The sequence below is a fragment of the Sphaerisporangium sp. NPDC049457 genome (genome assembly GCF_055586705.1).
Window position 1 is genome coordinate 42,462 of record NZ_JBVJHR010000027.1, and the last position, 22,234, is coordinate 64,695.

Annotated in this window: 21 protein-coding genes and 1 pseudogene; 12 read left to right on the plus strand and 10 right to left on the minus strand. The window is 73.1% G+C overall.

Going from position 1 to position 22,234, the window contains the following annotated elements; translation table 11 throughout:
- Positions 1-217: 217 nt before the first annotated feature.
- Positions 218-502 carry a hypothetical protein gene (locus ACZ6QO_RS33835; protein ID WP_465856886.1) on the minus strand — a complete coding sequence of 95 codons (285 nt, stop codon included), beginning with the start codon at positions 500-502 and terminating at the stop codon, positions 218-220.
- 161 nt (positions 503-663) lie between these two features.
- On the opposite strand from ACZ6QO_RS33835, the gene ACZ6QO_RS33840 reads away from it, so the two are divergent.
- On the plus strand, positions 664-1,473 hold the full coding sequence (locus ACZ6QO_RS33840; RefSeq protein ID WP_465856888.1) for a hypothetical protein: 810 nt from the start codon (positions 664-666) through the stop codon (positions 1,471-1,473).
- 19 nt (positions 1,474-1,492) lie between these two features.
- Positions 1,493-2,050, plus strand: coding sequence for a DNA-3-methyladenine glycosylase I (locus ACZ6QO_RS33845; protein WP_465856890.1), 558 nt, complete (start codon positions 1,493-1,495; stop codon positions 2,048-2,050).
- A 94-nt stretch (positions 2,051-2,144) separates the two neighbouring features.
- Here the strand turns inward: ACZ6QO_RS33845 and ACZ6QO_RS33850 are convergent, their stop codons facing one another.
- The gene (locus tag ACZ6QO_RS33850) at positions 2,145-2,945 is read right to left on the minus strand and encodes an enoyl-CoA hydratase-related protein (RefSeq protein ID WP_465856892.1); all 801 of its coding nucleotides are present in this window, start codon (positions 2,943-2,945) and stop codon (positions 2,145-2,147) included.
- Positions 2,945-3,733: a PaaX family transcriptional regulator gene (locus ACZ6QO_RS33855; protein WP_465856894.1), complete on the minus strand. Its 789-nt coding sequence runs from the start codon at positions 3,731-3,733 to the stop codon at positions 2,945-2,947. Before ACZ6QO_RS33855 ends, ACZ6QO_RS33850 begins: the two co-directional genes overlap by 1 nt.
- 179 nt (positions 3,734-3,912) lie before the next feature.
- On the opposite strand from ACZ6QO_RS33855, the gene ACZ6QO_RS33860 reads away from it, so the two are divergent.
- Both ACZ6QO_RS33860 and ACZ6QO_RS33865 read left to right on the plus strand, forming a co-directional pair.
- Entirely contained in the window at positions 3,913-4,080 is a 168-nt protein-coding gene (locus ACZ6QO_RS33860) for a DUF3117 domain-containing protein (RefSeq protein ID WP_114033903.1), read from the plus strand.
- Positions 4,081-4,183: 103 nt separating this feature from the next.
- Positions 4,184-5,623 (plus strand): leucyl aminopeptidase, encoded by a 1,440-nt coding sequence (locus ACZ6QO_RS33865; RefSeq protein WP_465856896.1) that lies wholly within the window; start codon positions 4,184-4,186, stop codon positions 5,621-5,623.
- A 108-nt stretch (positions 5,624-5,731) separates the two neighbouring features.
- On the opposite strand, the gene ACZ6QO_RS33870 is transcribed toward ACZ6QO_RS33865, so the two are convergent.
- The gene (locus ACZ6QO_RS33870) at positions 5,732-6,382 is read right to left on the minus strand and encodes an O-methyltransferase (protein WP_465856898.1); all 651 of its coding nucleotides are present in this window, start codon (positions 6,380-6,382) and stop codon (positions 5,732-5,734) included.
- A gap of 187 nt (positions 6,383-6,569) precedes the next feature.
- On the opposite strand from ACZ6QO_RS33870, the gene sigE reads away from it, so the two are divergent.
- From sigE to ACZ6QO_RS33890, 4 genes are all read left to right on the plus strand, one after another.
- On the plus strand, positions 6,570-7,229 hold the full coding sequence (gene sigE / locus ACZ6QO_RS33875) for an RNA polymerase sigma factor SigE (protein ID WP_465856900.1): 660 nt from the start codon (positions 6,570-6,572) through the stop codon (positions 7,227-7,229).
- Positions 7,226-7,753, plus strand: a complete 528-nt coding sequence (locus ACZ6QO_RS33880) for an anti-sigma factor family protein (protein WP_465856901.1) — start codon at positions 7,226-7,228, stop codon at positions 7,751-7,753. The genes sigE and ACZ6QO_RS33880 overlap by 4 nt, the downstream gene beginning before the upstream one ends.
- A gap of 140 nt (positions 7,754-7,893) precedes the next feature.
- Positions 7,894-9,561: a S1C family serine protease gene (locus tag ACZ6QO_RS33885; protein WP_465856903.1), complete on the plus strand. Its 1,668-nt coding sequence runs from the start codon at positions 7,894-7,896 to the stop codon at positions 9,559-9,561.
- A gap of 120 nt (positions 9,562-9,681) precedes the next feature.
- A complete protein-coding gene (locus tag ACZ6QO_RS33890; RefSeq protein ID WP_465856905.1) occupies positions 9,682-10,080 on the plus strand; it encodes a sec-independent translocase in 399 nt (132 codons plus the stop codon).
- A 188-nt stretch (positions 10,081-10,268) separates the two neighbouring features.
- Here ACZ6QO_RS33890 and ACZ6QO_RS33895 read toward each other — a convergent pair whose 3' ends face one another.
- The 3 genes from ACZ6QO_RS33895 to ACZ6QO_RS33905 form a co-directional block, all read right to left on the minus strand.
- Positions 10,269-11,408 carry an Mrp/NBP35 family ATP-binding protein gene (locus tag ACZ6QO_RS33895; protein ID WP_465856907.1) on the minus strand — a complete coding sequence of 380 codons (1,140 nt, stop codon included), beginning with the start codon at positions 11,406-11,408 and terminating at the stop codon, positions 10,269-10,271.
- Between the two features lie 111 nt (positions 11,409-11,519).
- Entirely contained in the window at positions 11,520-12,020 is a 501-nt protein-coding gene (locus ACZ6QO_RS33900) for a DUF1003 domain-containing protein (protein ID WP_465856909.1), read from the minus strand.
- Positions 12,010-13,299, minus strand: a complete 1,290-nt coding sequence (locus ACZ6QO_RS33905) for a magnesium transporter MgtE N-terminal domain-containing protein (RefSeq protein ID WP_465856911.1) — start codon at positions 13,297-13,299, stop codon at positions 12,010-12,012. The genes ACZ6QO_RS33900 and ACZ6QO_RS33905 overlap by 11 nt, the downstream gene beginning before the upstream one ends.
- 97 nt (positions 13,300-13,396) lie before the next feature.
- Between ACZ6QO_RS33905 and ACZ6QO_RS33910 the strand changes: the two genes are divergently transcribed.
- Positions 13,397-14,470 (plus strand): EamA family transporter, encoded by a 1,074-nt coding sequence (locus ACZ6QO_RS33910; RefSeq protein WP_465856913.1) that lies wholly within the window; start codon positions 13,397-13,399, stop codon positions 14,468-14,470.
- Between the two features lie 335 nt (positions 14,471-14,805).
- On the opposite strand, the gene ACZ6QO_RS33915 is transcribed toward ACZ6QO_RS33910, so the two are convergent.
- Entirely contained in the window at positions 14,806-15,375 is a 570-nt protein-coding gene (locus ACZ6QO_RS33915) for a biotin transporter BioY (RefSeq protein WP_465856915.1), read from the minus strand.
- A 145-nt stretch (positions 15,376-15,520) separates the two neighbouring features.
- Here ACZ6QO_RS33915 and ACZ6QO_RS33920 point away from each other — a divergent pair, with 145 nt between their 5' ends.
- Positions 15,521-16,462, plus strand: coding sequence for an HpcH/HpaI aldolase/citrate lyase family protein (locus tag ACZ6QO_RS33920; protein ID WP_465856917.1), 942 nt, complete (start codon positions 15,521-15,523; stop codon positions 16,460-16,462).
- A 39-nt stretch (positions 16,463-16,501) separates the two neighbouring features.
- Here ACZ6QO_RS33920 and ACZ6QO_RS33925 read toward each other — a convergent pair whose 3' ends face one another.
- Both ACZ6QO_RS33925 and ACZ6QO_RS33930 read right to left on the minus strand, forming a co-directional pair.
- Entirely contained in the window at positions 16,502-17,086 is a 585-nt protein-coding gene (locus tag ACZ6QO_RS33925) for a DUF6529 family protein (RefSeq protein WP_465856919.1), read from the minus strand.
- Positions 17,087-17,161: 75 nt separating this feature from the next.
- A complete protein-coding gene (locus ACZ6QO_RS33930) occupies positions 17,162-17,863 on the minus strand; it encodes a hypothetical protein (protein WP_465856921.1) in 702 nt (233 codons plus the stop codon).
- A 159-nt stretch (positions 17,864-18,022) separates the two neighbouring features.
- Here ACZ6QO_RS33930 and ACZ6QO_RS33935 point away from each other — a divergent pair, with 159 nt between their 5' ends.
- Together ACZ6QO_RS33935 and ACZ6QO_RS33940 are read left to right on the plus strand one after the other, a co-directional pair.
- Positions 18,023-19,165, plus strand: coding sequence for a lysostaphin resistance A-like protein (locus ACZ6QO_RS33935; RefSeq protein WP_465856923.1), 1,143 nt, complete (start codon positions 18,023-18,025; stop codon positions 19,163-19,165).
- 263 nt (positions 19,166-19,428) lie between these two features.
- Positions 19,429-22,234, plus strand: a pseudogene (locus tag ACZ6QO_RS33940) (hypothetical protein); the annotation flags it as partial.

Genomic DNA, 22,234 nt, shown 5'->3' on the forward strand with positions numbered 1-22,234 from the left:
CCTGGTGCGGTGACCGCCCACCTTCCCCGGGCGCGTGTCCTCCCGCCCGTCCGGTGGGTTCTCCCTCCCGTCCGTCCGTTGGGTTGTTTCATCGGCGCCGGGTCGGCGGGACGGTGGACGGCGAAGTCCGGCGCCGCCCTACGGCGGGGACCCGGCGAACCTGTCCGGTCATCGCACCAGGCGCCGGATCGGCCGTGGCCGTGGCCGCGGGTGCTCGTCAGGCGAGGCCGCGGCGGGTCAGGGTCGGGGGGCGGCGGCCGGCGAGCGACTCGGTCATGTCGAGCGCCAGCCGCACCTGCTCCACGTGGTCGGTGCGGAAGACGCGGGCCCCCAGCCAGCCGAACACCGCCGCCGAGGCGAGCTGGGCGGTCTCGTCGCCCGACAGCGTCACCACGACCGTCCGCCCCGTGCGGGCGTGCCGCTCGACCTCGGCCGCCGAGCAGGCCTCCACCCAGGAGGCGTCGAGCGGCGCGTCGGGGCCGGTCACGAGTACGGGCGTCACACGACCGATGCTGCCATACCGGTTCGGTCGCCGGGCCGCCCGCTCCGAGCAGGTCCCGCGCGAGGGGCAGAGCAGGTCCCGCGCGAGGGCGTGGCTCTCGGCGGGGTGGCGCCGGGATCAACAAGGCGCGCTCAAAGGCGCCGATGTGGCACGATTCGTATGTGCTGGTCCTTCTCGCTGTCGCCGCGATCGCCGTGCTGTACTGCGTGGTGATGGTCTCGCAAGGGCGGGGTGGCGAGCTGACGGAGTTCGCCCCCGACGTCCCGCCTCTGGACCTGCCCATTCCGCGGCAGCTCACGGCCACCGACTTCGTTGCGTTGCGGCTCCCGGTGAGCCTGGTCGGCTACCACACCCAGACGGTCGACGAGACGCTGCAGCGTGCCGCCATGGCCATCGGCGAGCGTGACACCCGCATCGCGGTGCTGGAGCAGCGCGTCGCCGAACTGCTGGCCGGGCGCGTCCAGGCCCGCCAGGAGGCGCAGACGCGGCCGTCGCGGGCCGCCGGCGAGACCGAGCCCTCCCGCAGGGGCCAGGGGCTCGCCGCGGCGCCGCATCCGCTCACGGAGCCTGAGACGTCGCCGGGTCCGGAAGGCTTCTCGGCGTGGGAGACCCTCGGGACGGTCGAGCCGGTCTCGGAGTCCGAGCCGCTGGCGATGCCGGAGGAGTACCCGCCCCCGGCCAGGTTCTCGGGCCTGACGGCGCGTGCCGCGCAGGAACCTCCCGCGCCCGCCGACCGGGCCTCGGGTCTTGGGACGCGTCCCGCGCACGAGCCTCCGGCGCCCGCCGAGACGGTCGCCGATCTCCGGGAGAGCCCCGTGGGCGAGCCTTCGACCGCCTCGGACGCGGCGGCGGTGCCGCCGGCGGAGGAGGACGTCCCCTCAGGCAGGCACGCGGCGTCCAACGGCGGCCCGGTGACGGCCGGCGACCGCTCAGAGGCGCGTGACCCCCAAGGCGGCGTCAGCGACGCCTGAGCCGGTAACCTCGACGTTCGTGGAACCTGAGCTCGTCAGATGCGGCTGGGCGACCAGCGCCCCCGACTACATCCTGTATCACGACGAAGAATGGGGCAGGCCGGTCCATGGCGACGACCGGGTGTTCGAGCGGCTGACGCTGGAGGCGTTCCAGTCGGGCCTGTCGTGGCTGACCATCCTGCGCAAGCGCGAGAACTTCCGCGCGGCCTTCGCCGGGTTCTCGATCGAGGCGGTCGCCGCGTTCGGCGAGGCCGACGTCGAGCGGCTGCTGGCCGACGCCGGGATCATCCGCAACCGCGCCAAGATCGAGGCGGCGATCGCCAACGCCCGCGCCGCCGCGCGGATACCCGGCGGCGTCTCAGAGCTGGTCTGGCGGTACGCCGACCCGTCGGCTCCGGTGCCCAAGACCGGTGCCGACGTCCCGGCGACGACGCCCGGCTCCAAGGCCCTGGCCAAAGAGCTCAAGCGCCACGGCCTGCGCTTCGTCGGCCCCACGACCGCCTACGCCCTGATGCAGGCCATCGGCCTGGTCAACGACCACCTCGCCGGCTGCTGGGTGCGCGAGCGCGCCGCCTGAGACGCGCCCGCGTCTCACGGACGGCGCATGTCCGGCGCAGGGCCGGTACAGGCCGGTGCGGGCCGGTGCTCACCGTGCCAAGACGGCCGGTGGGTCAGCGGCCCTCGTAGGTCGGCTGCCGCTTGGCGAGGAAGGCCTGGGTGGCGTTGTGGTGGTCCTCGGTCTTGGCGCAGGCGTCCTGCAGGTCGGCCTCCACCTCAAGGGCGTCCTCCAATGAGTGCGCGGCCGAGAAGTCCAGCGCCTGCTTGATCGCCCCGTACGCGAGGGTGGGGCCCTGCGCGAGCCGTACGGCCAGGTCGCGGGCGGCGCCCATCAGCTCCTCCGCCGGCACGGCCGAGGTCACCATGCCGAGCCGCGCCGCCTGGGCGGCGTCCACGGGGTCGCCGAGCATCAGCAGCTCGCGGGCCTTGGCCGCCCCGACCAGGCGGGGAAGGGTCCAGGAGGCGCCGGAGTCGGGGGCCAGGGCGATGCCGCTGAACGCCATCGCGAAACGGGCGTTCTCGGCCGCTACCCGGAAGTCGCACGCCAGCGCCAGCGAGACGCCCGCGCCCGCCGCGAAGCCGTTCACGGCGGCGACCACCGGCTTGCCCATGCCGGCGACCGCCAGGATGATCGGGTTGTAGTGGGCGCGGACGGTGTTGTCCAGGCCGACGCCCGCCTCCAGGTTCGCAGCGTGCTCGCGCAGGTCCTGACCGGCGCAGAAGGCGCGTCCCGCGCCGGTTAGCAGCACGGCGCGCACCGCGCCCTCGTCGCGGGCGCGGTCCAGCGCCTCAAGCAGGGCCGCCTTCATCGTGATGGTGAGGGCGTTCATGGCGTCGGGCCGGTTCAGCGTGATCGTGGCGACGCCCTGCTCGACGGAGTACAGGACGTGCTCGCCGCCGGCTTGGTGCTCCATCAGTGGACTCCTTTGTCCAGGTTGCGGTCGACGAAGGCGGCGGCCGCCGGGAGCAGCCGGGCCGCCTCCTGCTCGAAGTAGGCGCGGGCCTTCTCTCCCGGCCAGGCGGGCGGGAGCAGCTCGGGCGGCAGGCCAGGATCGCGGAACAGGAAGTTGCGCCATCCGTGGACCAGCCTGCTGCGGGCCGCGAAGACCTGATCGTCGGGGGCGTCGCACGGCAGGGCGCCCACCTGGTCGACGGCCCGCGCCATCCATTCCTCGTAGGCCCGCGCGATGGCGCCCAGGTCCCATGCGCGGGCGACGAGCTCGCGCGGGTCGCCGTCCAGGACGCTCTCGAACCGGTCGGCGCGCACCGCCTGGTCATCGAGCAGGGTCTCCAGCTCGGGGGAGGGGCGCGGCCCGATCCACACGGTCTCGCCCAGCGGGGCGTAGCCGAGGAACGCCAGGTCGGCGCGCAGCCGCTCGCGCTTGGTGCGGTCGCGCACCGGCTGGAAGACCAGCACGTGCCACCGCCCCGACCAGGGCGCCGAGCCGGTGCGGTAGATGCGCACGGCGGTCTCGTCCAGGCGGCGCAGGCACTTGGGCGTCAGCGCGTACCCCGGGCCCTGCGGCAGCCGGACCGGGGTGAGCCAGTCTTGCCGCACCATGCGGGAGATCGCGGTGCGCACCGCCGGCGCCGCGATGTCGAGCGGGGCGAGCAGGCGCACCAGGGCGGCCACGGACGCGCGCCCGGCACGGACGCGAAGGTGGTCTCCGTAGAGGTCGAAAAGTGCGGCGCGGGCGTTCACATGCACCAGTTTGATCGGCGTAAGGGCCCCGGACAACGCATTCTGGGAGGAGATCGTTACCCATGTGCGCTCGCGAGGCGGGATAATGGGACGTCACAGAAGACGTGAAAGCGGCGGGCGGCCGGGCGCGGAATGGCGCGCCGCGGCATCGCGCGGCCGAGGCAGGAAGGGATACACGCATGGCGGCGATGAAGCCGCGGACTGGCGACGGTCCGCTGGAGGTCACCAAGGAAGGACGGGGCATTGTCATGCGGGTCCCTCTGGAGGGTGGCGGCCGGCTCGTCGTCGAACTCTCACCGGATGAGGCCAGAGCCCTTGGCGACGCTCTGAAGAACGTCGTCGGCTGACATACCCCTGATACGACCAACTGACACAGGCGACTTGACGGCCCCGGCGGCCGGGTCAGACCCCCACGCCGGGGCTGTCGCACTTCCAGGCCGGGAGGCCACCATGCCCATCGAGACCGTGCTGAGTTTCGTCGACTCACCTTCGCAGGACGCAGACCTGCTCGCCGTGCCCTTCGGCGGCGATCTCACCGCTCAGGTCGAGCTGCCGGTGCCGGTCCCTGCCCTGCTGGCCCACCACGAGGCCAAGGGGGAGCCGGGCGAGGTGGTCGAGGTCCCCGTCTCGCACGGCGACGCGGTGGGCAGGGTCCTGCTGTACGGCATCGGCGACGGCGGGCCGCGCGCTCTGCGCAAGGCCGGCGGCACGCTGGCGCGGCGGGCGCGGGGGCGCGCGGCGATCGACGTCGTCCTGCCCGAGGACGCCGGCGAGCAGGGCTGGGCGGCCCTGGCCGAGGGCCTGCTCCTGGCCTCCTACACCCTGCGCATCGGCGCGAGCCGCACCACGGCCGTCCAGGAGATCCGCCTGTCGGGCCCCGAGCGCGCCCGCGAGGTGGTCGGGCGCGCCGAGGTCTTCGCCCGCGCCACCGCGCTGACCCGCGACCTGGCCAACACGCCGGCCTCCGAGAAGAACCCGGCCTGGCTGGCCGCGCGCGCCGCCGAAGTGGCCGAGGGCGAAGGCCTCACGGTCAAGGTGTGGGAGCCGGACGACCTCGCCTCCGGCGGGTTCGGCGGCATCCTCGCGGTGGGCCAGGGGTCGGTCAGCCCGCCGCGGCTGATCCAGCTCTCCTACGAGCCCGAGCGGCCGGCGGGCGAGCACATCGTGCTGGTCGGCAAGGGCATCACCTTCGACAGCGGCGGCCTGTCCCTGAAGCCGACCGAGGGCATGAAGTTCATGAAGACCGACATGGCGGGTGGCGCCGTCGTGATCGCCGTTCTCGGCGCGCTGCGCCGGCTCGGCGTGCGGGCGCGCGTCACCGGGCTGGTCGCCGCCGCCGAGAACATGCCGTCGGGCAGCGCGCAGCGCCCCGGGGACGTGATCACGCACTACGGCGGCCGTACGGTCGAGGTGCTCAACACCGACGCCGAGGGCAGGCTGGTGCTCGCCGACGCCCTCGCCTACGCCGACGATGTGCTGGAGCCCGACACCGTCATCGACCTCGCCACCCTCACCGGGGCCATCGGCATCGCCCTGGGGCGTGACATCGGCGCGGTGTACTCCACCGGCGACGACCTCGCCAAGGAGCTGCTGGAGGCCGGCGCGCGGTCCGGCGAGGCCCTGTGGCGCATGCCGCTCATCGACGAGTACCGCGCCGCCCTCGACTCCGAGATCGCCGACCTGACCAACATCGACGCCGAGAACAAGTACGGCGGGGGGTCGATCACCGCGGCGCTGTTCCTGCGCGAGTTCGCCGGCGGGCGGCGCTGGGCCCACCTCGACATCGCCGGCGTGGCCCGCACCACCGCCGACGACGGCGTCTTCACCAAGGGGGCCACCGGCTTCGGCGCCCGCCTGCTGCTCGACTGGCTCACCGCGCACCACGCCTGACCGGTGCCGCCGGCGGCGCCGCGAACGCGCGGCGAAGGCGCCGCCGAAGCCGCCGCGACGGGCTGAGACAGGCTCCGGCGGGCTGCGGCGGGCGGGTGACGCCGCCGGTCAGTTCGCGATCTTTATGGCGGCCAGCAGGCCGTCGCCCAGCGGCATCATCAGCGGGCGCAGCCGGTCGTCCGACTTGATCAGCTTGCCCAGCTCGCGGATCGCCACGGTCTCGGGGTCGCGCTGCGCCGGGTCGGCGACCCTGTTGTGCCACAGCGCGTTGTCGAAGGCGACGATGCCGCCGAGCCGCAGCAGGCGCACGGCCTCCGCCAGGTAGTCGCCGTACTCCTGCTTGGCGGCGTCGCAGAAGACCATGTCGTACCCGCCGTCGGCGAGTCGCGGCAGCACGTCGAGGGCGCGTCCTCCGATGAGGCGCACCCTGCTGCCGGAGAACCCGGCCTCCGCGAACGCCTGCCGCGCGAGCCTCTGGTGTTCGGGCTCGACGTCGACGCTGGTCAGCGTGCCGTCGGCGCGCATGCCGCGCAGTAACCACAGCCCTGAGACGCCGCAGCCGGTGCCGATCTCGACCACGGACCTGGCGCTGATCGCCGTGGCGAGAAAGCACAGGGCCGCGCCGCCGCCGGGCAGGATGGGGACGGCGCCCACCTCCATGCCCCGCTGTCTCGCGTCGCGCAGAACCTCGTCTTCGGGATGGAACTCCTCCGCGTAGGCCAGCGTGGCCTCCACCGGACTGGTCGGCGTCGGGGCCATCGGCCTCTCCTCCCCGCCTTCGCCGTGGCACGTATTGGTCGCAGCCTAGGGGAGTCGGGGCCGAACGGGAACTCACGCCACAACGGGTACGTTGCACGCTTTGAACGACCTTTGTTCAAGGCCTTCGAAGAACACGGTCCGGCTTCATTGGTCGGCGGGTACGCAGGAAGGGACGAAAGCAGGCACTATGGCTGTAGCGGTGGTCCCGGAGAGAGGAGTGCTGGTGGAGGACAACCACCAGGCCGATGCTCCCAACAGTGCGTCGCCGGGGGGAGACTCCCGGCTGCCCGATGGAGGCTGGACGCCTCCGACCTGGGAGGAGGTCGTCCGCGCCCATTCGGCGCGCGTCTACCGCCTCGCCTACAGGCTGACCGGCAACGTCCACGACGCAGAAGACCTCACCCAGGAGGTCTTCGTCCGGGTGTTCAGGTCGCTGTCCAGCTACACCCCGGGCACCTTCGAAGGCTGGCTGCACCGCATCACGACGAACCTCTTCCTCGACATGGCGCGGCGCAGGCAGCGCATCCGCTTCGAGGGGCTCGGCGACGACGCGGGTGAACGTCTGCGCGGACGCGAGCCGTCCCCGGCGCAGGTGTTCGACGACGCCCAGCTCGAACCGGACATCCAGGCGGCGCTCGACTCGCTCCAGCCCGAGTTCCGCGCGGCGGTGGTGCTCTGCGACATCGAAGGTCTGTCCTACGAGGAGATCGCGGCGACGCTCGGCGTGAAGCTGGGCACCGTCCGCAGCCGGATCCATCGCGGTCGCAGTCAGTTGCGTGAGGCGCTGGAACACCGCGCGCCGCGTCGCGGCGAACTCCCCCCGACCGTAAGCAGGGAGGGAGCATGAGCCATCTCGGAGAGCGCGCCTCGGCGCTCATCGACGGCGAGCTCGGCCACGCCGAGCGCGAACGCGCGCTGGCGCATCTGACGTTCTGCGCGGACTGCCGCGCCGAGCTTGAGTCGATGCGCGCGCTCAAGAGCCGTCTGAAGTCACTCGACCCGCCCGCCGTCCCGGCGGATCTCACCATGTCGCTGCTGCGGATGTCCGAGCCGGGGGGGCCGCTCCCGCCGCGCGTCCGCCCCTTTCCCGCTCCGTCCTACTCGCTGAGCGGCGCTCCCGCCGACAACCGCCCGCGCCGCCGCGGCGGCTTCGCCGGGCCTGGACGCGAGGAGCGCGGCCGCAGGGCCGGGTACGTCGCGGTCGGCGTCGCCTCGGCGGCCGTCGCGCTGGGCACGCTGTTCATGGTCGGCGGCGTGAACAACCGGCCGCCGTCGCCGCCGGTCGAGATGTTCGCCAACCAGCACAGGGCGACCGTCCCGGCCGGGCCGCTCGCACCCGGACGGGCCGTCACGCCGACTCAACGGCCCTGAACCCGCCGCCGCCTGGGTCACGTCACGGCCATCGCGGGCATACGATCGGAAGGACTCGTGGGGACGTTTACGGCGCTCGTATGCGGTCCGAGCGAGAATCTGGCGTAGCCACGTAGACCGGCCTCGGGAGTGAGCCTTCGATGACCGACGAGACACGTACCTTCGACAGCGGGGACGTGGCCACTCCACCCCAGCGGTCCGAGGATGGCTCGACGTCGGGATCCCCGGACGGCGGCATGCGGGTCAGGCCCGAGTTCCTGCCGGCCTCCGACACCTGGCCGTCCGGCGGTCCAGGGCACGATCCTTTCGCGGGCGAGCAGTCCGCCTCCGCGCGCGACCCGTTCGCCGGCGAGGGCGGTTCCCGGCGGGACGCCTTCGGCGCCGGCGGCGGCATGCCGTTCGGAGGCGAGGGCGACCGGCCCGCGCCGCGCTCCGGCGAGCCGACCGGCCCCATCCCGTTCGCCGGCGAGGCCTCCGCGTCGTTCGGCTCCGAGGGCAGGGTCCCCGGCGGCCGCCCGCCAGAGGGCGCCGGCTGGGGCAACCCGTCGGGCGGGCCGCTCCCGCCCTCGCCAGGGGGGCCGTACGGGCCCCCGCCGCCTCCTCCTCCGCGCAGCGCCTTCGGCATGGGGCCCGGCTGGGCGCCGCCGCCGGGCGCGCCAGCCGCCGGCGTCGGTGCCGGCGGCTCCCGCGGGCCGAAGACCGGCGCGCTCGCCGTGATCGCCGTCGTCATCGCCGTGGTGGCCTCGACGCTCGGCAGCCTGGGCACCTACCTGCTCACCCGGTCGGGCGGCCCGGGCCTCAACCCGTCCTACACCCTCGGCACGCCGACCGGCGTCGTGGTCAACCGTCCTCCCGAGTCCGTGGCGGGCATCGCCGCGAAGGTCCTGCCGAGCGTCGTCTCGCTCGACGTGCGGGGCAACAGCGAGGCGGGCACCGGCTCCGGCTTCCTGATCAAGGGCGGCTACGTCGTCACGAACAACCACGTGGTGGCCGCCGCGGCGCAGACCGGCAACATCAAGGTGATGTTCAACAACAAGAAGTCATCGACGGGCACGATCGTCGGCCGCGACCCGAGCTCCGACATCGCGGTGGTCAAGCCGGCCGACACCTTCGGCGCCCCCGAGATCACCCTGGGCAACTCCGACCGCGTCGTCGTCGGCGACCCGGTCATCGCCATCGGCTCCCCGCTGGGACTGTCCGGCACGGTCACCACGGGCATCGTCAGCTCGCTCAACCGCCCGGTCACCGCCGGCGGCGAGAGCGGGTCGGAGTCGTCGTTCATCAACGCCATCCAGACCGACGCCGCGATCAACCCCGGCAACTCGGGCGGCCCGCTGGTCAACGGCGCGGGCGAGGTGATCGGCGTCAACTCGGCCATCGCGACGCTGGGCAACTCCTCCCTCGGCGGGCAGAGCGGCAGCATCGGGCTCGGGTTCTCCATCCCGGTCAACCACGTCCGGCGCATCGCCGAGGAGCTCGTGACGACGGGTTCGGCCAAGAAGTCCCGCATCGGCGTCTCGATCGACGAGAACTACCAGGGCGAGGGCGTCCGCATCGCCACCGCGGCGCAGGGCGGCCAGCAGCCGGTCATCCCCGGCGGCCCGGCCGACAAGGCGGGGCTGAAGCCCGGCGACGTCATCCTGGAGGTCGACGGCACGCCGGTGACCCAGCCGTCGGAGCTGATCGTCACCATCCGCAGCAAGGCGCCCGGCGACAAGGTGACCATCAAGTACCAGCGGGACGGCGGCGAACGCACCACGACCGCGACCATCGACGCCGTCCCCGTGCCGACGCCGCAGCCGTCATGATCAGGCCGTCCTCATTGCGCCTCATGCCGGACCGGGCACTACTCTGGGGGGAGCCATGTCGCCCCTCGGACGAGCCCGGCCGACGGCAGGCGTGGGCGTAGGAAAGCGTAGGAGATCGCCGTGTTCGGACTCGGCTGGCCTGAGGTCTTGGCACTCGTGGTCATCGCCCTTCTCGTCTTCGGCCCAGAGAAGCTGCCGCAGGCCGCCGCCCAGGCGGGCCGCACGCTGCGGCAGATCCGCCAGATGGCCAACAACGCCAAGAGCGACCTGCAGGACAACCTGGGCCCCGAATTCGCGAACTTCGACCCGACCGATCTGCATCCGAAGAACTTCGTCAGGAAGCACCTCCTGCAAGATCTGGAGGACGACTGGAAGCGACCGGCCGCCGACGACCACGGCCCCGGCCAGAGCGAGCCGTACACCGACGCCTATGGCAGCACGGTGGACTCCTACGCCACCACGGCGGCCGGTGAGCTCGGCTATGGCGAGATCCCCCCGTACGACTCCGAGGCCACCTGAGCCGTCTCTCAGGCCGTCTTGAGCCGCGCCGCACTCAGGCCGCCCTGAGCCACGAGGCATGAAGAACATGCAGAAGGGGCCGCTCCCGTCCGGGAGCGGCCCCTTCTCGCGTCGCAGGCCCCCTGGCCTGCCTCAGGGCAGGGACCGGGGGGCGGCACGTCCCGGCCCCGGCGGGGCGGGACGGCCGGTCAGCGGCCGGAGGGCGACAGGCCGAGCTGGAGGCCCTTGATGCTGCTGGACCTCTTGCTCAGGCCGTCGGCGATGCGCCGCAGCTCGGTGGCGGCCGGGGAGTCGGGGTCGGTGAGGACGAGCGGCTTGCCCTCGTCGCCGCCCTCGCGCAGGCGCAGGTCGATCGGCACCTGGCCGAGCAGCGGGACGCGCGTGCCCAGAGTGCGGGTGAGGCCGTCGGCGACGGCCTGTCCGCCGCCCTCGCCGAAGACCGCGATGCGCTCGTCGCAGTGGGGGCAGGGCAGCCACGCCATGTTCTCGATGACCCCGGCGATCTGCTGGTGGGTCTGCGAGGCGATCGACCCCGCGCGCTCGGCCACCTCGGCGGCGGCCTGCTGCGGGGTGGTCACGACCAGGATCTCGGCGCCGGGCATGCGCTGCGCCACCGAGATCGCGATGTCGCCGGTGCCCGGGGGCAGGTCCATGAGCAGGACATCGAGGTCGCCCCAGTAGACGTCCGCCAGGAACTGGTGCAGCGCCCGGTCGAGCATCGGGCCGCGCCAGACGACCGGGCTGTTGCCCGGGGGCTTGAACATGCCGACCGAGATGACCTTGATGTCGTGCGCGACCGGCGGCATGATCATGTCTTCGACCTTGGTCGGCCGGTCGCTCACCCCCAGCATGCGGGGGACGGAGTGACCGTAGATGTCGGCGTCCACGACGCCGACCTTCAGGCCGGAGGAGGCCATCGCCGCGGCCAGGTTGACGGTGACCGACGACTTGCCGACCCCGCCCTTGCCGCTCGCGACGGCGAAGACGCGGGTGAGCGAGCCGGGCTTGGCGAAGGGGATCTCCTTCTCGGGGCCCCGGTTGCCGCGCAGCTTGGTCTGCAGGCCCTGGCGCTGCTCGGCGCTCATGACGTCCAGGTCGACCTGGACGCCGGCGACGCCCTCGACCTTGGACACCGCGGCGGTGACGTCACGGGTGATCGTGTCGCGCATGGGGCATCCGGCGACGGTGAGGTAGACGCCGACCCGCACCACCCCGTCGGGGGAGATATCGACGCTCTTGACCATGCCGAGGTCGGTGATCGGCCGGCGGATCTCCGGGTCGTTGACCGTCGCCAGGGCGGCCGTCACCAATTCTGGGGTGGGTGCCATGGATCCATGCTACGAACCCAGCGCCGATCCTACGAACTCCGCCTCTCCTCTGCCGCGGAAAAAGCGTGTTCTCCCGTCGGTCCGGGCGCCGGCGGCGCGCCGCGGCCGCGGCTACCCGCGATGACCTCCGGCGCCGTCCTCGCGGGCGGGTGACTCGCGTACTTCCTCCAGCAGGCGCTCCAGCTCGCCCCTGATGTAGTCGCGGGTGGCCAGCTCGCCGAGCGCCAGGCGCAGGCCGGCGATCTCCCGGGTGAGGTACTCCACCTCGGCCTGGTTGCGCTCGCTCGCCATCCGGTCCTGCTCGCCCTGCACCCGGTCGCGGTCGGCCTGGCGGTTCTGGGCCAGCAGGATCAGCGGGGCCGCGTACGACGCCTGGAGCGACAGGATCAGCGTCAGGAAGATGAACGGGTAGGGGTCGAACGCCAGGTTTCTGGGGGCCAGAGCGTTCCACAGCACCCAGATCGTGATGAACCCGGTCATGTACACCAGGAAGCGCGCCGTGCCGAGGAACCGGGCGATCTGCTCGGACAGCCGGCCGAACGCCTCGGGGTCGTAGTGCGGGCGGATGGTACGGCGGATCTCGCGAGGCTGATCCAGCCGGTTAACCGCCACCGTCCACCTCCCCGGCCGCTCCGTCGCCGCTCTCTGAGGCCTCTTCCCCGTTCGGCTCCCTTTCGTCGCGCTCGCGCCAGCCGGACGGCAGCAGGTGGTCCAGCACGTCGTCCACGGTGACCGCGCCGACGAGCCGTCCCAGCTCGTCCACCACCGGGGCCGCGACCAGGTTGTAGGTGGCCAGGTAGGCCGTCACCGCGGGCAGGGGCAGGTGCGGCCGGATCGGGTCGATGCTGCCGTCGATGGCGCCGCCCACGAGCGAGGAGGGCGGCTCGCGCAGGAGCCGCTGGAAGTGCGCCACACCCAGGTACTTGCCGGTCGGCGTCTCGCTCGGCGGCCGGGCGACGTAGACCTGGGCGGCGACGGCGGGGGTGATGTCCTGGCGCCGGATCTCGGCGAGCGCCTCGGCGATCGTGGCGTGCGGCGGCAGCACGATCGGCGCGCTCGTCATCATGCCGCCCGCGGTGTTCTCCGCGTAGGTGAGCAGGCGCAGCACCGGGGCCGCCTCGCGGGGCTCCATGCGCGCCAGCAGCGCCTCCGCCTGCGCCTGCGGTAGGTCCTGCAGCAGGTCGGCGGCGTCGTCGGGGTCCATGGCGGCCAGCACGTCCGCCGCGCGCTCGGCGTCCAGCCGGCTGAGAATGCCGATCTGGTCGCGTTCTGGCAGCTCCTCGAGCACGTCGGCGAGCCGCTCGTCCTCCAGCGCGGAGGCGACCTCCGCGCGCCGCTTGTCGGGCAGGTGGCGCAGGGCGTTGGCCAGGTCGGCGGGGCGGGTCTCCTCGAACGCGGCCAGCAGGTTGGCCGCCCCCTGGTCGGCCTGGACCGCCCCGAACCCGGCGACCTCGGCCCAGTCGACCACCAGGGTCTCGCCGCGGCGCCGCCGCAGTCCCCGCCCGGCGCCGCGCAGCACCGCGACCTTGGTGACCAGCCATTCGCCGGTCCTGCTCTGCTCCATGGCCAGGTCCAGCACGGTGGCCCGCTGCCCGCCGAGCTCGACGGCCAGGTCGAGCAGCTCGCCGATGGCCAGGGACTCGGTGGTGTGCTTCTCGAAGCGCCGCAGGTTGATGGCGCCGGTGAAGATGACGGCGTCCGCCTCGATGTTGCGGACCCGGGTGATCGGCAGGAACACCCGGCGGCGCGGCTGCACCTCGACGACCAGGCCGTGCACGCGGGGCGGGTCGTTGGGGCGCATGGCCACGACCACGTCCCGCACCCGGCCGATCTGGTCGCCTGCGGGGTCGAACACCGGGGTGCCGGCCAGCCGGGCGACGAAGATCCTCACCTGTCGCAGGGTACGAGGTCGCGGCGTCCGCGCCGCGCCCGCCCCCCGTAAAAGCCGTCTCAGCGTACGGTCGCTCCTTGATCTGCGCGAACGCCGTATGACAGCATCAAAAGTGTCTAACGGTAATTACAGGGGTGGTTGCGTGCGTAGGAAAGGCGGAGCGCTCGCGATAGCCGTCGTGTCGGCCTCGTGCTTCGGTTTCTCCGGGTCCATGGCGAAGCTCGTGGGAATGGGCGGGCTGACGCCCCTCCAGGCGGTATGGGTCCGCATGGCGGGCGCCGCGCTGCTGCTGATCGCGATCCTCGCCGTGTTCCGGCCGAGGGCCCTGCGCGTCCCGCAGGGCCGGGGCGGCTTCTTCGCCGCGTACGCCCTGATCGCCGTCGCCGGGGTCCAGGCGCTGTTCTTCCTGGCCATCACCCGGCTGCCGGTCGGCGTGGTGCTCCTGCTGGAGTACGCCTCACCGGTGCTGGTCGTCTGCTGGGTGCGGTTCGTGCGCCGCGTCCGGCTGGCCCGCTCCGCGTACGCGGGGGCGGTGGTCGTGCTCGCCGGCCTCGGCGTCGTCGTGGAGGTCTGGCACGGCATGAGCCTGGACGGCGTCGGGCTGCTGCTCGGCCTCGTCGCCTCGGCGTGCTGCGCCGGGTACTTCCTGATGAGCGACGGCTACGGCGACGACATCGACCCGCTCGGCCTGATCGCCTGGGGCATGGCCGGCGCCGCGCTGGTGCTCGCGCCGCTCTCCCAGGCGTGGAACATCCCCTGGGAGGCCTTCGGGACCACCGTCACCGTCAACGGCCGCGACATCCCCGTGCTGGCCGCAGCGCTGTGGCTGATCGCGGTCGCGACCGTCCTGGCGTACGTCACCGGCGTCACCGCGGTGCGGCGCCTGTCGGCCGCCATCGGCGCCACCGTGTCATCGCTGGAGGTCGTCACCGGCGCGGTGATCGCCTGGGCGGTGCTCGCCGAGCGGCTCGGCGCCGCGCAGATCGTGGGCGGCGCGATCGTACTGGGCGGGGCGCTGCTGGCTCAGACCGCCACGTCGGGCGTCAGCCGGACGATCGAGGCGCCGGAGGCGGCCCACCGGCCGGCCAGCCCCGCCGCGTCGGAGGCGTTGAGCCGCTCTTTGGCCAGGGCCGCCACGGCCCCGGCCTCGGCCTCCGACGGCGCGGACTGATCGACGAGCTCGACGCCGGCGTCGAAGGAGACCAGCTCGGCGCCGTTGTCCTTGCTGCGCAGCGTCACCCGCACCCGTGAGGCGTCGGTGAGGCCGGGCAAGGACTGCTCCCCGCCGCCGGTGACCAGATAGATCGCGCCGTCGTGCCAGACGTGCCACGCCAGCCGGTCGCGTCCCGGCAGCGAGATCCACACGATGCCCGACTTCTTGGCGCCCTCTTCGATCAGCGAGAGACTCATATCTCGCAATCTACGGCCTGCCCGCCTCGTCCGGCAGGCGGTGGCGAACCGCCCCGGGCGCTCTCGTGCGAGAGCGCCCGGAAGCGGCGCGGAGGTTCAGCGGCCGGCGAGCTTCCACGCGGCCGGCAGCAGGCCGGAGGCCGCCACGACCTTGATCGCGTCACCGATCAGGAACGGCACGACGCCCGCGGCGAAGGCGGCGGGAAGGTCCAGCCCGGTCGCCGCCATCAGCCACGGCACCCCGACGGCGTAGATCAGCAGCGTGCCCAGCGTCATCGTGGCGACGGTGCGTCCAGGGGTGCGGTCGCCGCCCCTGCGGGCGAGCGCGCCGACGACCGAGGCCGCGAGGACGAAACCGACGACGTACCCGAGCGTCGCGTTGCCGCCGGAAGGAGCGAACCACGGCACCCCGAGCTGCCCGATCAGCAAGTACAGCGACATGCCGAGGAAAGCACGGGGCAGACCGAGCGACGCGCCCGCCAGCAGGACGGCGAACGTCTGCAGCGTCAACGGCACCGGGGTGCCGGGCAGCGGGATGCTCACCTGGGCGGCGAGCCCCGTGAGGCCCGCGGCGCCGACGACCAGCGCGACGTCCCGGACCAGGTTCCCGGGAATGAGATCGGACAATACGGCGGGCCGGAGCGCCGCTGAGGCGTCAGAAGCCATGACTATCTCCCTTACCGAGGCTATGTGTCTCATTGTCCGTACAAGCGCTCGGCAAGCGGTACGACGTCCGCGCCAAGAACGGGCCCCTGCCTTTGTGACGGCCCCACAGCGATGTCCGGGCGCCCGGTGAGGCTAGCGTGTGCGCATGCGCTCTCGCCGTTCTTGCCTCGCCGTGCCCGGCAGCAACACGCGCTTTCTGGAGAAGGCCCAGGGCCTGCCCGCGGACGAGGTCTTCCTCGACCTGGAGGACTCCGTCGCGCCGCAGGCCAAGGAGCAGGCTCGCGAGAACGTCGTCGCGGCGCTCCGCGAGGGCGACTGGACGGGCAAGACGCGGGTGGTTCGGGTGAACGACCTGTCCACCGCGTGGACCTACCGCGACGTGATCGACGTCGTCGAGGGGGCGGGGGACGCGCTCGACTGCCTGATGCTCCCCAAGGTCGAGGACGCCGTCCAGGTCGCCTGGCTGGACCTGCTGCTCACCCAGATCGAGAAGGCCATCGGCCTGCCGGTCGGCGGCATCGGCGTCGAGGCGCAGATCGAGAGCGCCCGCGGGCTGGTCAACGTCGACGCCATCGCCGCCTCCTCGCCCCGGCTGGAGACGCTCGTGTTCGGGCCGGCGGACTTCATGGCGTCGATCAACATGAGGAGCCTGGTCGTCGGGCGGCAGCCGCCCGGCTACACCGAGGGCGACGCCTACCACTACGTGCTCATGCGCATCCTGATGGCCGCCAGGACCTGCGATCTGCAGGCCATCGACGGGCCGTATCTGCAGATCAAGGACCTCGACGGGTTCGGGCTCGCCGCCCGCAGGTCGGCGGCGCTCGGCTTCGACGGCAAGTGGGTGCTGCACCCGACGCAGATCGAGGCGGCCAACGAGGTCTTCTCGCCGTCGCAGGAGGACTACGACCACGCCGAGCTCATCCTGGACGCCTACGAGCACGCCACGACGGTGGACAGGCGCGGCGCGGTGATGCTCGGCGACGAGATGATCGACGAGGCCTCCCGCAAGATGGCCCTCGTCGTCGCCGCCAAAGGCCGCGCCGCGGGCCTTTCCCGCACCAGGTCCTTCCAGCCGCCCGGCACGTGAGCCCCGAGCGGCGCCCGGCCGGTCCGAAGCGGCGCCCGGCTAGAACGTGATGCCGAACGTCGTGAAGAACCAGAACGACGAGGTCAGCCAGAGGCCGGTCAGCGAGGCGAAGGCCAGCCCGCCGAGAACGGGCAGCGTCCAGCCGGGCAGGTTCTTCTTCGGCAGCGACAGCATCTTGGCGACGAACACGCCGTAGAAGAACGAACCCAGCAGAGAGTGCACCAGCACGCGGGTGACGTCGAACTGCGCGCCCAGGGCGTACAGGCAGTGGAACGCCACCGGCACCGACACCACGAAGGCCAGGCGGCCGGACCAGCGGTGCAGCGTGCCGGTCCACGAGGGGGCGCGCAGACCCGGGATCCTTCCGTACATCGTGAGGGCCGAGACGAGCTGGACGATCGCGAGCACGAAGGCGGCGGTCGCCAGCCACGACTTCATGGCCTGGGCGCCGGAGAAGCCCGCCAGGCCGACGGCGTACCCGGTGGGCGTGTGCTCGCGCCCGTAGACGCCGAGGGCGACGGCGACCAGGCCGCCGACGAGGAGCGGCACGAGGTAGGGGGCGGAGCTCTGCGCCGGCGCAGGCTGGTTCCGCCGCTCGATCGGAGGGAGCTGGGGAACGGTCATGACGGGTCTTCCTTGTCGTGAGGGAGGCGGGTCGGTCGGGAACCCGAGAACGTCCGGGGCAGGGCCGGATCCGGGTCAGAGGCCGTCGATGAAGGCGTCGGTGTCCTCGGGGCGCAGCTCGACGCCGCCGACGGTCACCGGGGAGCCCGGGGTGAGCCGGGGGGCGGGCTCGGCGGAGTCGCCGACGTCCACCAGGCCCACCTGGCGGCCGCCGGGCAGGATGATCCAGCCGCCGACGACCTTGGCGCCGCGGACGACCGCGGTCGCGCGGTACAGGCCCGACGGCTTCTTGACCAGCGGCGCGGAGAATCGCCACTTGCCCTTGCCGACCTGGAGCCTGCCCTTGGCCTTGCCGTCGCCGAGCGCCGCCGTGATCACCGCGCCCCCCTTGCCGGTGAGCATCAGCGTGTTGTTCTCGGCGGTGCCCTTGAGCCAGGACTCGATGCGCCCGTCGCAGAAGTAGGCGACCGCCTTGCCGTTCTTGATCGAGAGCGCCACCAGCCCGCCGTTGCCCTGGGCGACGCCCGCGTACTCGGCGCGCTTCGGCGTCGGGTCGGCGACCTCGGCGGGAGCGGCGGACGCGTCGGCGGCGGACGTGCCGGCGCCGGACGTCGGCGTGGGCTCGGGGGCGACCGACGTGGTGGCCTTGGCGACCGGGACGCCGGATGAGGCGGAGGCGTCGTCCGTGCGCGGCGCGGTCTGCGCGCTGAGCACGCCGAGTCCGAGGGCGAGGACCACCCCCGCGCCGAGCGTGTGAAATGGCCCTAGCCGTTTCATGATCTGCTCCTGAATATGTCGGGTTATGGCATGCAGCATCAGCCTTCGCGGGTGCCGCGTCTATGAAGAAATGCGCACAACGGCCGCCGATCGGGAGACGTGCTCCTTCAGCGCCGGGCGACCGCCGGGCGGCGGGAGGGGGCGAGGACAATGACGTATATGTACGATCCGTCGCAGGCGCACCAGCCGCAGCCCGAGCCGAGGCCCCCAGGGCCGGAGCGTCCACCGGCGGACCGGCCCGACCACCATGACCCCTCACAGGAGGCCGGCAAACCCTACGCGACCCCCGGCACCCCACAGAACGGCGTCCCGTCGAACGGCCCTGGCGCGCCGCAGGAGAGCGGCCCGTCGTACTACCCGGGGCCGCGGCCGTGGCAGGAGCCGCCGGCGCCGGCGCCGTGGGCCACGCCGCCGCCCTCGGGCGCGCGCTACGACCATCTGGGGCGCACGGCGATGCACCGCTGGTGGCGCCCCGTCGTGGGAACGGCCGTCATCGCCGTCGCCTTCGTGGGCGCGGGCCTGATCGTGATCTTCGTCGGGATGGTCGTCGCCGAGCTGACCGGCGTGCCCGTGCTGCTGGCGGACGACCGCCTCTTCGGGCAGCCGGTCTTCGAGCTGGCCGTCCTGCTGCTGTCGATCGCGGTGGTCCTGCCGGTGGTGTTCCTGACCGCCTGGCTGGTCCAGCGCCGGCGGCCGGGGACGCTCTCGTCGGTGGCGGGACGGCTGCGCTGGCGGTGGCTGCTGCTGTGCGCCGGGGTGGCCCTGGTGGCGCTGATCCTCGGCCAGACCGCCATGGTCGGGACGTACGCCGTGACCGGCGAGGACGTCGGAGGCCTGTTCGGCTGGGAGGGCTGGGGCCGCTTCCTGCCCGGACTCGTGGTCATCCTCGTGCTGGTGCCCTTCCAGGCCGCGGCGGAGGAGTACATGTTCCGCGGCTGGGTGCTCCAGGCCTTCGGCGCGTACGTGCGGACGCCCTGGCCGGGCATCCTGCTGGGAGCGGCCCTGTTCACCTCGCTGCACGCCTACACCGACTGGGGCATCATCGACGTCTTCGGTTTCGGCACGCTGATGGGCTGGCTCGCGGTGCGCACGGGCGGGCTTGAGGCGCCCATCGCGCTGCACGTGGTCAACAACGTCCTGAGCTTCCTGCCGGCCGCGGCCGCCGGCGAGCTGGAGGGCGCCCTGCGGCAGGGCGCGGTGCCATGGCAGGCCCTCTCCGGCACGGTGGTCCAGTTGACTTTTTTCACGGTTGTCATTGCAATAATCGCCCATAAGCGGGCAATTCAGACTCTCTCTCGATAAATCTGACTAGAGAGGTCTCGCCAGAAGGGCCCTCGGCATGTTGCCCTAAAGATATGAGGGTCGGTGGTCGGCCCCAGGGAGGTGCGCGGTGCCGGCGAGGGCGAGAAGCGGCCAGGGTTCTGTCTGGTTATGTGATCATCGATCAGGGTTTGGTTATCGGTACGATCGCAAGTGATCCGTCGCGGATGCGATGGATGCGCTGGAGTCCGGTGGAACGGTCCCCACGTGCGGCCCTCAAACCGGGTTAGCCTGCCGACGAGGAGGTGCTGAGCGTGGTCTCGGGCCCCCACGACCCGCGCTCGTCACGGCGGTCCGCGAGCGACGACGCCGATCGCGACATCACGTCACGTTCTTCCGAGGACCGCCGGGCGCGGACCTCCCCTCAGGTTCTGCACCACTCCCCGCCGGGACCCTCCGATCCCCGCTCGCGTGACCTGCCCCTGGACTCCCCGTGGGCCCTGCCGCCGTTCGGTGCGCCGACCCCCGACGAGCGGCCCCCCGCCGGCGGCGACGACGCCGCCCAGGCGCCGAGGCCCGCGTCGAGCGGCCGCCATCCCTACGCGCGGCAGTACGGAGGCGGAGCCGCGGAGCCGCGGCACAGCTCCGGCCGGGCGTCCCCCGAGCCGCCGGTGCCGACCTCCTCCGCCTGGACCCCCGAAGCCCACCCCGCACAACAGAACCGCCCCTCCGACGCACCCTCCCCGCAGGGCGACCGGGCCTCCGAGGGGCGTTCCTCGCAGGAGGAGGACGAGCCGGCCTGGCCGCCGCGGCGCGTCGTCGACCGGCCCGACAAGCTGGTCGCCTCCGGACCTCCCCGTACGCCGCGCCCGAGCACCCCCGCGCAGGGCGTCTCGCCTCAGCGGCCGGAGATCCGGGTCGAGCCGACCATCCCGGCCGAACCCGAAGGCGAGAGGCGCTCCTCGCGCCATGCGGCCTCCGGCGGCATCTCTCGGTCCAGCGGCGCCTCGCCGGGCGGCACGTCCGCACAACAGGACCCTTACAGCTCCGGCGAGCGCGTCGGCCGGCCTCCCGCCGAGCGGCCGGTGCGGCCCGACATCCTCGTGGCGTCCGGCCCGGCGCGACCGCGCGGCGGGCGCGGACGTCACCACCGCGACCAGCCCGGCCCCCGCAACCCCCGCCAGCCCGGTTGGGCCGGCCAGAGCCGCCGGCCGCGCCTGCGCGCGTCCGGGCGCGGCCTGCTGACCCCGATCTTCGTGGTGGTCGTGCTGCTGGCGGCGGCCGGCCTCGGGCTGGTGATCGTCAACTGGGTCAACTCGCCGACCAGCTCGGGCCTGCGGCTCGCCGCGGGCGACGGCGGCTCGGGCGACCAGGCGTTCGTGGCGCCGCCCGGCGTCAGCGGCAACGGCTCCAGCCAGGTGCTCAACGCCGTGACCTCGGTCGGCTCCACCGTGGTCGCTGTCGGCAGCGACACCACCAGTCCGGTGCCGCGGCCCCTGTTCCTGGTCTCGACCGATCGCGGCAAGAGCTGGCAGCTCGGCCGGGTGAGCGGTGCCTCCGGCTACCAGCCCGCCGGTTCGGCCGGCCTGGTCGCCGGAGGCGACGGCCGCTGGCTGGCCGCGGGCACCGAGGCCCCCGGCGCGGCCGGCGCGGCCGGCGCGGCCGCCAGGGGCATGTGGACCAGCACCGACGGGCGTACCTGGACGGCGGTCGACCCTTCGCGGCTGTCGGCGTTCTGGAGCGGCGACCGGATCACCGACCTGGCGCGCACCGCCGGCGGCTTCGTCGCCGTCGGCTCCACGACCTTGCAGGAGGGCGGGAACGGGCCGGTGGCGTGGGTGTCGCCGGACGGGCTCTCCTGGAGCCGCGTCGACACCGGCGAGATCGGCGCCACCGACAAGGTGCGCGCCATCCGCGCGGTCGTGGCCCGGGGAAACGCCGTCGTGGCGCTCGCCGACCCGGGCAAGGGTGACACGACGTCGGTCATCCTGCGCTCTCCCGACGGTGGCAGGACGTGGCTGCGCACCGCCGCCGCGCTGCCGGGCGTCCGTCCGGAGCCCGGCGCGCTCGCGGTGGCCGGCAAGGGCTTCCTGCTGGTCCCGACCCTGCAGAAGTCGAACGTGGGCGAGGTGCGGGTCTACTGCTCCGAACTCGGGGACGAATGGCGTCAGTGCGGGGTGATCGGCGGGCTGGGCCGCGAGGCGACCGGCGTGCGCGGCCTGGCCTCCTCCGCGGCGGGCGTCGCGGCGGTCGCCGAGTCGGGGTGGGAGCGGTACGCCGTCTTCACCAGCACCGACGGCAAGAACTGGACCGAGAGCACCGACCTCGGCCAGATCCCCGGCACGCTGCGCGGCCTGGCGATCACCGACGCGGGCACGCTGGTGGCCGCGGGCGACCAGCGGTCAGGGGGGCTGGACAACCTGCCGGTGCTGATGATGGCGGACAAGGGCAAGGCCGCCGCTCCGGTGCCGCTCGAGCAGATCAGCGGTCTGTCCCGTTCGGCCCGCGAGACCAGCGCGCTGGTGGCCGCGGGGCAGTCGTTCGTCGCCGTCGGCTCGGTCAAGGGCGACGCCGGCATCTGGACCAGCGGGACGGGCCAGAACTGGAAGGCCGTCAACTCACCGGCCCTCGGCGGAGCGGGACGGCAGGCGCTCAACGACGTCGCCCACGGCGAGCACGGCTGGCTCGCCGTGGGCAGCACGACGGCCGACTCGGCGTTCGTCCGCCCGTTGATCGCCACCTCCACCGACGGCAAGAGCTGGCGCCAGGGCCCCGACTCGCCCGCTCTGGGGGCGACCGGGCGCTACGCCGTGCTGCCGCGCGTGGTGGCCGCCGGGCCCAAGGGGTACGTCATGGCCGGCGACGACAGCGGTCCCGGCGGCGTGGTGGCCGCCCTGTGGTTCTCGGCGGACCTCAAGCGCTTCTCGCGGGCCGCGCCGCAGAGCCTGCCGGCGGGCGGCGCGGACGTGCGCATCGAGGACGTCGTCGCCACCGAGGGCGGCTATCTGGCGGTCGGCGGGTCGGGGGGGGGGGGGGGGGGGGGGGGGGGGGGGGGGGGGGGGGGTGGGGGGGGGGAGGGGGGGGGGGGGGAGAGGGGGAGGAAAGGAAAAC